This is a genomic window from Enterococcus sp. DIV1059_2 (assembly GCF_051713685.1).
GTDB classification, from domain to species: domain Bacteria; phylum Bacillota; class Bacilli; order Lactobacillales; family Enterococcaceae; genus Enterococcus_D; species Enterococcus_D casseliflavus.
The window spans coordinates 2,392,670-2,405,502 of record NZ_JBIOQK010000001.1; the positions used below are offsets into that span (position 1 = coordinate 2,392,670).

The window sequence follows — 12,833 nt, forward strand, 5'->3', positions numbered from 1 at the left end:
TATCGAAACCTGATAAAAAGTAAAGAGAAAACGAATATCCTCTTAAGAAAAACGTAAAAACTCAAAAAAAGACTCACTTTCAAAGAGAAAGCGAGTCGATGAAGTCAAATTTATAATCCTGCCATTAATTGCGCTTGTCTTAGTTCCAGTTGGCGAACATCCCTAGGTAAGAACCGACGAATTTCATCTTCGTTGAACCCAACTTGCAATCGTTTTTCATCAATCATGATCGGACGACGCAATAATCCTGGGTTTTCTTGAACAAGTGTCAATAAATCTTTTAGGGGCAGGTCATCTAGATCCATATTCAACTTTTGGAATACTTTGGATCTGGTGGAAATAATTTCTTCTGTGCCATCTTCTGTCATTTGTAGAATTGCCTTAAGCTCAGAAATATTTAACGGTTCTGAAAAAATATTTCTTTCAACAAAAGGGATTTCGTGCTCTTGTAACCACGCACGAGCTTTGCGACAAGATGTGCAACTTGGGGAAGTGTATAGTGTCAACAACGTGCATCTCTCCTTTTTAATTTTCAATCAAGCAAGTCCTGTTCCCTCGCTTGATTTCAATTATACAGGTTTAACTAAAAAAAATCTAGTCTAAATCTCATATTTTTTAATAAAACTCGAAAGTTATATTAAAAGCGAAACCTTTAAGGCAAAAGGTTTCCTTCAAAAAGTTTATTTTTAAATGAGAAAACTCAAATTTTTTTTTAATATTACTCCTTTTATACAACAGTGTGTCAAAGGTGTATCAAAAAGATGTCAGAATATTAAAATATTCTTTTAACAGAAGGCAACGTTTTTTAATTTCCCTTCGGCAATTACAGATGTAATCAAAAAATGAGAGAAAAACCAAGGCAGTCGCTCAATCGTTTTCAAAAGAACTTTTTCACGATCCTTCCTTTGCCGAGAAACGATCGCGCTACAATGAAAATGGATGTTATTTTTTTGTACGAGTAATCGCAACCACTCTCTTTCTTCTTGGTTTTATTGTATCACATTCCTTTTTAATCAGAAAACCATAGAAGCATTTCTGTCATAATCTGCTATAAAACAGCAGCAGAAATGAACATCTGCTTATAAATGAAAAGGGTTTCTCACAAAAAACTCAGTAAAAAACGATCAATCCAAGAAGCCAGCCACTATGTTGCTTGGTCACTGACAAAGCATTATAGACTGTACTATTCTTGAACTGATCGTTTACCATGTCTTTCTTCTAAGCGAGTGTTGGTTCTCGGTCGCGAGCAAATTGAGCATCATGCAATGCACGATAATGCCCTTTTCTCGCCATCAACTCTTCATGGGTTCCTTCTTCTAAGATCCCCTTCTCACTAACGACAATGATTCTTGTCGCATGTTTGATCGTCGCGAGGCGATGGGCAATGATCAAGGTTGTACGCCCATCTGCCAAAGAATTCAATGATTCTTGGATCACTTGTTCCGTTTCGGTATCTAACGCTGAAGTTGCTTCATCTAGAATCAAAATCGGCGGGTTTTTCAAGAACATCCGAGCAATCGCTACTCGCTGCTTTTGACCACCGGATAATTTGACGCCTCGTTCACCGATGACCGTATCCAAGCCATCCGTCATTTGATCAATGACTTTTTCTAAGTGTGCCAATTTGACTGCCTTTAAAATCTCCTCTTCTGTTGCATCAAGTTTGCCATAAGCAATATTTTCTCGAATCGTTCCTGGGAAAAGAAAAACATCTTGCTGCACCGTACCAATCTGCTGACGTAAAGATGCCAAGGTCATCTCCTGAATATTGATGCCATCAATCGTAATGGCGCCTTCCGTGACTTCATAAAACCGCGGCAACAAGTTGCATAACGTTGTTTTCCCTGAACCACTTTGCCCAACGAAGGCGATCGTCTCACCCGCTTTGATCGACAAGTCGATGTGATTCAAGACTTTCGTCGCATCCGCATAGGAAAAAGAAACATCATGGTAGACGATGTCTCCCTTTAAGGAAGTTACTGCCCGTGCCCCTGGCTTGTCTTTGATCGTCGGTTCTTTATCCAACTCTTCGGTCAAGCGTTTGAAGCCAGCGATTCCTTTCGGATAGCTTTCGATCATCGTATTAACCTTCTCAATTGGTCTAACAAAGACATTTGACAATAAAATAAACCCTACGAACTGACCGTTCGTCAGTTCACCACGAATCACGTAGTAGGCACCAAAGATCAGAGCAAACAAGTTGATCAACCGAATCAAGAAATAATTGTACGCTGAACTGATTGCCATTACCTTATAAAAAAGGATCTTAGACTGCCGATAAATCTCACTTAACCCGTCAAAGCGTTTATGTTCAAACGTTTCATTGGCAAATGATTGTGTCACTCGAATGCCACTGACAGATGCTTCCACTCCGGCGTTGAACTCACCGAGATTATCATAGATCTGTGTGTTGACTTTGGTCATTTTCTTATTGAAAAAAACCAAGGCGATCGTGATCAAGGGAATCAACGCAAATGTTGCCACAGCTAATTGAACATGCATATTTAACATCAATAGGAATGAACCGACCAAAGTCATGATGGTAATAAAAACATCTTCTGGCCCATGGTGAGCGACTTCAGAAATCTCAAAGAGATCCGTAGTCAAACGACTGATCAGCTTGCCAGTCTTTTGATTATCATAATATTCAAAAGATTGCGTTTGCAGATGTCGAAATAACTCTTGACGCATATCAGTTTCAATATTGACCCCAAGTTTATGACCATAAAAAACCACGATATATTGCAACACAGTATTGATCACATAAAACAAGAACAAGCCTAAGCATGCCAACAGTATTAGGCGAAAGTTGTTCTGGGGCATGATCTTATCGATGACTTGGTTGACGGCAACTGGAAAGGCTAGTTCCAATAAACCAGCAAATACCGCACAAGTAAAGTCAAGTATAAATAGTGACCGATACGGTCGATAATAACGAAAAAACCTTTTTAACACATTTCCCCCTCCTCAATAGCTTTCATTATAAGCAACTCTCAGTAGAAATGCAAAATGAGAAACATGTGAAAATGGGTAAAATTCACTATAATTTTGAAAACCTATAAAGACGCGGATTTCTAAAAACAGTAAATAAAACCTTTATTTTACAGGGATTTCCCTCTTTTTTTTACAGGAATAATGGCTTATGATTGATTCGAAAACAAACTGAAAATTTTCACTAACTCTGAAAGGCGTGTCTTTTTTGATCACTAGTATTCTTTTTGATGTCGATGATACCTTATATGACCAGCAACAACCATTTCGCAATGCCGTAACCTCATGTTTCCCACAAATAGCCCACAAAGATTTAACTGCTCTTTACTTACGGTTTCGGGTGCACAGTGATGAGCAGTTTGGACGGGTATTGGCAAATGAATGGACGCTAGATCATTTTCGTTATTTTCGACTGACCCATTCATTAACGGATTTAGGGTACTTACCTATTACAATGGAAGAAAGCTGTAAGTTTCAGCTGTGTTATGAACAAGAACTAGATGCCATCACACTGCATCCTGAAGTTGAGTCAACTTTGAACTATTTGTCCACATTGCCAGTCAAACTAGGAATTATTACCAATGGTCCCACTGACCACCAGCAAAAAAAATTGGATCAGTTGCAACTGACTCGATGGATCAAACCAGAGCATATGATCATTTCACAAGCAACTGGTTATCAAAAGCCGCAACTTGAAATCTTTCAATTGGCAGAAACCGCCTTTGCTCTTGATCCGGAAACCACATTGTACGTTGGTGATAATTTTGATAATGACGTGGTTGGCTGTAAGAAAGCCGGTTGGCAAGCTTTGTGGTTCAATCATCGTCTCCGTCAAGCGCCTAGTGGATTGGAAGACTTACCAGATGCATCGATCACTGCTTTTTCACAGCTGCAAGACAGTATTGACAGACTGATGCAAGTGCCTGCATACATGTATAACTAAAAAAAGATGGACCTTCGCTCCTGCGGCAGGTCCATCTTTTTGATTGGCTAACTTTCTTCGCCGATACTCAATATCAAGCGAATATCTTCTTCTGTCATTTGTTGAAGCTGTGTTTCATTGCCTTGGATCACTTTTTGGAAAAGCTCACGTTTTTCTTGTTGCAACGCATCCATTCGTTCTTCAATGGTTCCTTCAGCAATCATTCGCCAGACTTCGACAACATTTTTTTGACCGATCCGATGGGCTCGTCCAGCGGCTTGTTCTTCCACCGCCGGGTTCCACCACAAATCGTATAAGATCACGGTGTCTGCGCCGGTCAGATTCAGTCCTGTTCCTCCTGCTTTTAACGAGATCAAGAAGACGTCCTTTTCTCCACTATTGAAGGCATCGACCATCGTCAAACGATCTTGCGGCGGTGTGCTGCCTCGCAAGTAAAAGGACTCAAACCCTTCTTGTGCTAGCTCTTCTTCAATGATCGAAAGCATGCTAGTAAACTGAGAAAATAACAGCACACGACGCCCATTTTCTTTGGCTGCTAAGAGTAAATCTTTGACCTGTTCAAGTTTCCCAGAAGACCCTTCATAATCCTCCACGAATAATCGTGGGTCACAACAGATTTGCCGCAGTCGAGTCAAACCAGCTAAGATACTGATTCGATTTTTACGAAAAGACGTAGAATCCATTTGCGCGATTTCTTCCCGCATTTGCCGCAAGTACGCCAAATAGATTTTCTTTTGTTCTTCTGTTAAAACACTGTAATAATTTGTTTCCAATTTTTGCGGCAAATCATGCAGCACGGATTTTTTGTCTCTTCGCAAAATAAAGGGTTTGATCATTTTCGCAATTTCTTGTGTAGACAGTTCTTTAAATTTCTGCTTGTTCGGGAAAAAGCCTGGCATGATCATTTGGAACAAGGACCACAATTCTTCTAAATTGTTCTCGATCGGTGTGCCGCTGAGGGCGAACCGCTGTGGAACTTCCAAGGAGCGCAAGGCCTGTGCCGTTTTGGTCGCACTGTTTTTGACCATTTGCGCTTCATCTAAAATCAAACAAGTCAGATCTAGTGCTTGATAGGCATCAATGTCTTGCCGCAAGCTTGCATAAGAAGTGATGCGGACGTCCGCTGGCTGCGCCATCTGCCCTTCGCGCTCTTCTTTCGTTCCGCTGATGACAGACGCGGAAATCGTTGGCGCAAACCGTTTGATTTCTTGTTGCCAGTTGAATGTTAGACTCGCCGGTGCCACGATCAATGCATTCAATTTTTGTTTCTCTTGTTTTTCTGAAAGTAAGTAGCTGATCGTCTGAACGGTCTTCCCTAACCCCATTTCATCGGCAAGGATACCGCCAAATTGATAGTGGCTCAACATTTTTAGCCAACGGAACCCAACTTCTTGGTATTGCCGCAACTCAGCATGCAAGTTTTCTGGCAGCTGCGCCTCAAAGTTTTCTGGATGGATCAAGTCTTCCGTCATTTGCTGAAAACCGGCACTAAAGCTGGCTTGATCAGCAAACTGCTCTTGCAGGAGCAGCCCTTGATTCAAAGGAACTTGGATCGCCCCATCCTTCGCTTCTAGTGAAAGACGCAATTTTTTCAGGGCAGCACTTGCTTCTTGAAACTCTTCCGATTCCAATGAAAGGACTTGCCCATTTTCAGTGGTATAAAATTGTGCAGACTGTAACAGGCTGCGCAAGACCTCATTGATCTCTGACTCTTGAATGCCGCTGACATCAAACTTGATATCCAACCAAGAACCATTTTCTTCGATAACGATTTCTGGTCGATGGTGTTGGGCGTCAAGGTAAAGTTCCCGCAGCTTCTTGCCGATACGGACTTCACCTAATTGCCTTAAAACAGGGATCTCCCTTGTAAAAAAGGTATAAAGTTGTTCCCCCGCAGGTAAGCTTTTTTGCCAATTTTTAGTGCTCGCTTGATAGCCAAAGGTTTCAATAATCGCTTCAATTCGTGCTTCTTGTTGAAAATCACGTAAAATCTCGGGATGATTTTCTGGCATATAGTGATGTTTTTCATCACTTGAAAAAACGACTTCTCCATAAGTGAAGTCTACTTGTAAATCGACTTGTCCTTTGATTTTCCGTAACGAAAAGACAGCTTTCAATTCAGACTCTTCGATTTCATTTTGAACTTCAGGTGCTACTTGGACACGCCCGATTTTTCGCAAATAAGGCAATACTTTCATAAAAAGATTCGCTAGTTCTTCTTTCGGATAGTCGATGACTGGCTGTTCAAATCGTTTAAACAACTGTTGCATCGTGACATAGATTTCCTTTTGTTCGACAGTCAGTTCATAAAAGGTTCCATCCAGCAGACCCCAATTATAATAGCTAAGTAAATGGTCAAAATCTTTCACGAATTCCAGCGGAAAATGATCCTCCTGTTTTGTGACTGAAAACGACAAAGGTTCACCGATTTGAAAATCGGCTTCATTGACTTTTGTTTCACCAATGGTTATTTGCGTATAGACTTCGTTTAACTGTAACAACAATTCTTTGCCGAACTCAACTGGTAGCAGCAAATACTTTTTGTCAAGTTTACCACTGATCTGAATGCCTGCTTGCCCGATTAACTGTTGCGTTTGCGCGATTCCTGCCAATCGATTCAACAATGCTCGATTTTTCTCATCAAAGGCATCCGCAGATAGAAAAAAGGTCTGCTGCTTATTCGCTGCGTACTGCTTGTTTTCTTGGTACATCTGCAAAAATTTATAAATGTTTTTAACGACATAGGTTCGTGCGGTGCCACGATGGCCGACTTTGAGGGAAATCCCTAAGATATCCATTTCTTGATGGTAAGGATTGGTGGCGATGGTATCTATCCGAAATTCAACCTGTAAGGGTTGGCTGGTTTCTTTTTCGCTCCCTAAGCGGGCAAAGCCGTTGGAAAACATCTCTGAAGCAGAAAAGGCTTTTTTGATGGGGGTTTGCTCATTGATTTTTCGTGTTTTCCCTTGTTTGCGTAGATAAAGTTCGACTGCCACCGTGTGTTTGCAATAATGATGCTCTTCCCAGTACGGACATTGGCAATAATCTACCTCTTTGGCTGTAGCATCTAAGGTCACTAAATACAATTCTGTCCCCAATACTTCTGCGTGCCACACATTTTTTTCTTTGTCTGGTGTGACAGATAAGACGCGATCTTCGTTGACATACGTTCTGCCACGCTCAATTACTTTTTCTGGAATACTCCACTTCATAAGAGCCCTCCTCTCCTTATTCTTTTATTCGGATCCGGCTTTGCCCGCTGCCGTTAGTTTCTACGAAAACTTGCTGCAGGATTCTTGCCCGCAGTTCTCGAACATGACTGATGATCCCAATCATGCGCCCTTCATTTTCGATCATTTCTAATGCTTCCATCGCCATTTCCAATGATTCTTCATCAAGCGATCCAAAGCCCTCATCAATAAAGAGGGCTTCGATCTCGATCCCACCAGCTCGTTGCTGGATCACATCCGCCAAAGAGATCGCCAACGCTAAGGCAGCAATAAAGCTTTCGCCGCCTGAAAGTGTATGAGCTCTTCTGACTTGTCCCGCATTATCGTCATATATGTCAATTTCTAAGCCTGTTGAGCTTCGATAGCTCCCGACTTTATCCGCTAATTCAAATTGATAGCGGCCACGAGTCAACCGAGCCAAGCGTTCATTGGCGACTTCTAAGATCTCTGTCAGAAATTGCTGCAGTACATACCGTTCCAAGCTGGTTTTTTTGACGTTTTCGCCGTTGATGGTTTCTGCCAACTGCTGAAGTTGGCCTAATTGGGCCAGTTCTTCGACATTTTGCTGATAAATGACCTGCAGCTCGTCAAACAACCGTTGATTGCCGTTGACTTTCTCCTGTTTGCGAATTGTTTCTTGCTGTAGTTCCTCCATCACGGTCTGCAACTGAAGGTAGTCAGCTTCCAATTGGTTTAAATCTATCGCAGCTTGCTCTTTTAACTGTGCATCTAACAATGCTAGCCGTTGCTGAACAAACACCGTTTCTTGCTCATAGGTTTTGATTTCTTCTGAGAGAACGGTTGTTTGAGCGGCTTGGGCAATCAATTCCCGCATCGTTTCTTCCGTCATACCAGCTTCTTGGAGTCGCTGCGTCAGTCGTTGTTCTGCTTTTGTCTTAGCCACTTGCTTTTCTTCAAAAAATTGCTGCAGATTTTTCAGCTTCTCTGAAAGAATCGCTTGCTGTTCGTTTAGCTGCGCTTCTTGTCGGGCATCAGCCTCAATTTTTTGCGTATATTCCATCAGTAAACCATTGGTTTTTGCTAAATCGGCTTGTAATTGTTCATACGTTGCGCCTGCAAGTTGTTCCTGTAAAGAAGCCAATTTCCCCTCCGCAAGCTGGCGCGCTTCTTGGGCTTTTTTCGCTTGCTCACTGACTTGCTGATAGGACTCATTTAACGTTGCTAATTTCTCATTTACTGCCTGATGTTTCTTCTGCGCGTCTTCATAAGAAGCGGCTTTTTGTTGATTGAAAGATTGCCGTTTCTTTAGTTCCGCTACCGTCGTTTCCTCGGTAATCGTCTCTTGGTTTTCTATCGGCTGCAAGGCAGCAAATGCCTGTTGAACTGTAGTCCAAGCGAATGCCACTTGCTTCTGCGCAGCAGCACTGGTGGCTTGCCATTCGCTGATTCGCAATGTGGCTTGCTCCTGCAGCGTTTGATTTGCCGATACTTGCTGCTGGATCTTCGTCAATTTTTCTTGTGTTTGCTCAAGTCTTTGTTCACTGGCAATGATGTCTTCGATGCGATAGGTCGTGTGCTCTTGTGTATTCGGATGATCCAATGATCCGCAAACCGGACAGGGTTCATTTTCTTCCAGCAAAAGACGAAGCCGAGCAATTTGCATTCGAGCATTTTGACTGGTTTCTTGTTTTAACGTTTTTTGCAGCTCCAGCAAGGATGCTGCTAATTGCTGTTGTTCAAGAACCAACTCCGAATGAATTTGTTGCTGTTCCCCTGCTTTTTGCTCGGCTTCACGAAACTGCGCTTTTGCTTGCTGCCATTTTTCTACCAGAGCCTGCGTTTCTACTAATTTCACCGCTTCTGCTTGAAACCCTCGCAATGCTTCGATTTCTTCTGCCAGATGCTGCGCTTGCGCTTTGGCACTTGCTTGCGCTTGGTTTATCTTCGTTAATTCGGTGGTCTGTTTTTGTGCGGCTTTTTCAAGTTGCACCACTTCTTCTTGCTGCGCTTGTGTGCGCTGTGCTAGCGGGATCTGCTGCTGGATTCGTTGAACTTTTTGACTAGCAGCTTCCTGTTTTTTCTTGATGCCGTCAATCAACGCTCGTTGGTCTTGCCAGCTTACTTGTTGCTGCTGAATTTCTTGCAGCTGCTGCTTTGTTTCGTTGATTTGCTGAGTAGCTTGCTGTGCTTCTTTCACTCGTTCTTCTTTTTGCTGCATGATTTCTTGATGTTCAAGCGCCCACACCAACTGGTTCAACTGTGCTTTTTTCTGAGCGATCTCGTTTTTTTTAGCATGCAGCTCTCGGGCTTTTTCTTGTAGACCTTGCCATTCGATCCGTGCATTTTCAATTTCTTTTGCACGGTAAAAAGCGTCTTGCGCAGCTTTCATTTCTTGGATCGCTTGGTCTTTTTTGTGTAATAACTGCTGAAGCTGCGCCTGCTGTTTTTCTAAATCCTGCGCCCACAAAGTCAGACCTTCCGCAACCGTTAAAACCTCCTGCGCTTCTTCCCATTCAAAGCGCTCCATGATTTGCGAGGCGAGCAGCTGCTGATGCTCAAGCTTTTTACTTTGTGCTTTGACTTGCTCTTTCAACCATTCATTAAATTGTTGATACATTTCCGTGCCAAATAAATTCCGTAAAACGCGTTCTTTCTCATTGCTGCTGGCAATCAAAAAATTACGAAATTCTCCTTGCGGCAACATCATGATTTGAAAAAACTGTTTGGCATCCAGCTGCAGCAGATCCTTGATAAATGCATCAACTTCTGTGCGTTTACTGATCTGCTTTTTCTCTTTGCCTTCGGCGTCAAAAATCGTCAGCTGGACTTTTGCCGTTTGGTTGGTGACCCCGTCACCACGTTTTTTTGCTAAGGTCTGTTCCGGTTTCCGTTGGATCTGGTAGGTAAAACGCTGATGTTCAAAAGTAAAGGTGACGCTGGTCTCTTCGGTTGGTGAAGCAAACATCGAGCGCATTTCTTTGCCTGAGCGCAGATTCCCCGATGTTTCACCGAACAAGGCAAACGTCATGCCATCGAAAATCGTCGTTTTTCCTGCACCCGTTTTGCCGCTGATCAAAAACAAACCGCCAGCTTGCAGCTGACTAAAATCCAATTTTTCATCAATGAATGGACCAAAATTTTTCATTTGTAAAGACTTCGGTTGCATGACTATTCCCTCTTTTCCACGACAAATGCTTCATTTAATCCTTGTTCGATCCACTTGGTTTGTGCATCGAGCAATGAATCTCCCGTCATCTCTTGAAAAAAATGACTGATCAAGGCCTGCGGGTCGGTTTCTCGTGTCGTTAGCTGTCTTTTTTTCGTCTGTTCTCGACCATTCAACCGTTCGACAGACAAAATAAATGGATAGATCTTTCGCAACTGATTCATCATATTTGGAATCACAGCACGATCCGTCAGCAGAAAATGCCAAAACGCCTCACGATCCAGCTCACGGTAAAAAACCGGATCGATCAACTCCTCAAAGGAGGCTGTCAGTTGCTGGATATCCCTTTTTGGTGTCAGGGGAATAAATTCATTGGTGTCTTTTACAGTATCAACAAGATAGACCCCTTTTTGGTTCGTCCGTTCAGAAAGGGAAAATTTCAGTGGAGAGCCACTGTACCCGATTTTCGGATGTTTCAGGGCGGTATTGGCATGTAAATGCCCCAAAACGACTCGATCAAAAGGCGCAAAAGCTGTGGTCGGCACGCTGTCCAATCCGCCAACTTGAATTTTTGTTTCAGAATCCGTTTGGCTAGCGCCCGCCACAAAAAAATGGGTCACTAACACTTGTTTTTTTGACGAATCAAAGTGCTTGGTCATCTCCTCGATCACTCTTTGGACACTATCTGAAATTTTCGTTAACGGTTCGTGAAAAAATAAGCGCGCCTCGATCGGTTCAAAATAAGGCAGCAAAAAGAATTGTGTATCGTCAAACTCGACCGGTTGTAAACTTTGTTCGATGCTGGTGGACAGATAAAAACGTGTTTGCTGAAACCACTGACTACCAGTTTCTAGCCGCGTTGGGCTATCATGGTTTCCTGAGATAGCCAATAAAGGCAGTTCATTCGTTAGATTGATTTCTGCGATTTTTTCATTCAATAATTTGACCGCATCGACAGCGGGAACGGAACGATCATACAGATCACCTGCAATGACGATGGCAGCGGCTTTTTCTTCTAAAGCGATCGCAATGATTTGATCAATAATTGCTCGCTGGTCTTCCAGCAAATCATAGCCATGTAGTTTTTTTCCGATGTGCCAATCAGCTGTATGTATAAAGCGCATTTCTTCACCTTCTTAAAAAATATCCTTCCAATCATTATACCACTTTCCCTGATCGTTAGACATCTCTCTTCCAGCAAAATTTCACTTACCACCCATTTTTGATAAAAAGAGCGAAGACCTGACATCATTATGTTGAAATGTTTTTTCAATTATAAATTTATATCTTGAAATATAATTACACTTCATTTACAATGAGTGTGAAATCGAATTCAACAATCGCTTTCATCACTATTCTAAAAGAAAGGAGAAACGCTATGCTTGCAATAGGACTAATGTCAGGAACCAGTTTGGATGGGATCGACGCTGCTTTAGTAAAAATCAATGGCTACGGCACCGAAACTGCTGTACAGCTGTTGGAAATGATCACGCTACCCATTGGTGAAGAATTGAAGGAACAAATAAAAACCGCTTGTGATCCGGTAGAATCAAATGTTCCCCTCATCTGCCAATTAAATACTGAACTAGGGTATCAATTTTTGAAAGCGTGTCAAATCCTCTGCCAAAAGGCTGGTATTGAAGAAAAAAGCATTGATTTTGTTGCCAGCCACGGACAAACGATCTGGCATTCCCCCGATTCTGACCCAGCGAAAAACAGCACCTTGCAAATTGGTGAACCTTCGATTATCGCTTATGGCTTACAAACGAAAGTCGTCGCCGATTTTCGAGTGATGGATATGGCTGCTGGCGGTCAAGGCGCCCCTCTTGTTCCTTATACAGATTATCTGCTCTATCAATCAGACAGCAAAAATCGTTTGCTGCAAAACATTGGCGGCATCGGCAATGTTACTGTACTACCAAAAAGTGGCAGCTTAAACGAGCTGTATGCCTTTGATACAGGTCCAGGAAACATGGTCATCGATGAATTAATGGTTCAGTTATTCGGCCAGCCTTATGATGCGTTTGGTGAAACAGCCCGTGCGGGAGCAATTATACCCACCTTGCAAAAGGAATTAAGAACTCATTTTTATTTGTCCCAGCAACCGCCGAAAAGCACCGGGCGTGAGCTTTTTGGAAAACATTTTGTGCAGCAGTTATTGACCAAGTATCCCGAAGCAGCCCCTGAAGACTTGGTGAGGACTTTAACCGATTTCACCGCTTTTTCCATCGCTGACAGTTACCAACGGTTCATTTTTCCTCAGTTGGGAACAAACGATCTGGAAGTGATTCTCTCGGGCGGTGGTGCCCACAATCATCTGCTGATTGAACTGATCCAAGGCTATTTACCAGAATCAGTAGCCGTTGGAACACAAGATGACATTGGCGGTTCCAACGATGCCAAAGAAGCGGTGGCTTTTGCCATCTTAGGAAATGAAACCCTTCACAGCCGTGTCAATAATGCCCCTGCAGCAACCGGGGCAGCCCAAGGCGTGATTTTAGGGAAAATCATTCCGAATCCATGGGAAGCAAAAATGTAAAAC

At 42.6% G+C, this 12,833-nt stretch carries 7 protein-coding genes; 2 read left to right on the forward strand and 5 right to left on the reverse strand.

Features of this window, described 5'->3' with window-relative positions:
* Window positions 1-110: 110 nt before the first annotated feature.
* Complete coding sequence (spxA, locus tag IGI72_RS11100; RefSeq protein ID WP_003127030.1) at window positions 111-509, reverse strand: transcriptional regulator SpxA; 399 nt, start codon at window positions 507-509, stop codon at window positions 111-113.
* Window positions 510-1,218: 709 nt separating this feature from the next.
* On the reverse strand, window positions 1,219-2,955 hold the full coding sequence (locus tag IGI72_RS11105) for an ABC transporter ATP-binding protein (RefSeq protein ID WP_034858408.1): 1,737 nt from the start codon (window positions 2,953-2,955) through the stop codon (window positions 1,219-1,221).
* Window positions 2,956-3,199: 244 nt separating this feature from the next.
* On the opposite strand from IGI72_RS11105, the gene IGI72_RS11110 reads away from it, so the two are divergent.
* Window positions 3,200-3,934, forward strand: coding sequence for an HAD family hydrolase (locus IGI72_RS11110; RefSeq protein ID WP_034858406.1), 735 nt, complete (start codon window positions 3,200-3,202; stop codon window positions 3,932-3,934).
* 47 nt (window positions 3,935-3,981) lie between these two features.
* On the opposite strand, the gene IGI72_RS11115 is transcribed toward IGI72_RS11110, so the two are convergent.
* The 3 genes from IGI72_RS11115 to IGI72_RS11125 are packed head-to-tail and all read right to left on the reverse strand — an operon-like array spanning window position 3,982 to window position 11,415.
* Window positions 3,982-7,146, reverse strand: coding sequence for a DEAD/DEAH box helicase (locus IGI72_RS11115; RefSeq protein ID WP_121261001.1), 3,165 nt, complete (start codon window positions 7,144-7,146; stop codon window positions 3,982-3,984).
* A gap of 16 nt (window positions 7,147-7,162) precedes the next feature.
* On the reverse strand, window positions 7,163-10,291 hold the full coding sequence (locus tag IGI72_RS11120) for an AAA family ATPase (protein ID WP_438754214.1): 3,129 nt from the start codon (window positions 10,289-10,291) through the stop codon (window positions 7,163-7,165).
* 2 nt (window positions 10,292-10,293) lie between these two features.
* Window positions 10,294-11,415: an exonuclease SbcCD subunit D gene (locus IGI72_RS11125; RefSeq protein ID WP_438754216.1), complete on the reverse strand. Its 1,122-nt coding sequence runs from the start codon at window positions 11,413-11,415 to the stop codon at window positions 10,294-10,296.
* Window positions 11,416-11,669: 254 nt separating this feature from the next.
* Here IGI72_RS11125 and anmK point away from each other — a divergent pair, with 254 nt between their 5' ends.
* Window positions 11,670-12,830, forward strand: a complete 1,161-nt coding sequence (gene anmK / locus IGI72_RS11130; RefSeq protein ID WP_395997808.1) for an anhydro-N-acetylmuramic acid kinase AnmK — start codon at window positions 11,670-11,672, stop codon at window positions 12,828-12,830.
* Window positions 12,831-12,833: the final 3 nt, after the last annotated feature.

Bases quoted from the DNA above. Each gene is read 5' to 3' on its own strand.
- IGI72_RS11120 (WP_438754214.1), bottom strand. From the start codon at position 10,291: ATGCAACCGAAGTCTTTACAAATGAAAAATTTTGGTCCATTCATTGAT.
- IGI72_RS11125 (WP_438754216.1), bottom strand. From the start codon at position 11,415: ATGCGCTTTATACATACAGCTGATTGGCACATCGGAAAAAAACTACAT.
- IGI72_RS11115 (WP_121261001.1), bottom strand. From the start codon at position 7,146: ATGAAGTGGAGTATTCCAGAAAAAGTAATTGAGCGTGGCAGAACGTAT.
- anmK (WP_395997808.1), top strand. From the start codon at position 11,670: ATGCTTGCAATAGGACTAATGTCAGGAACCAGTTTGGATGGGATCGAC.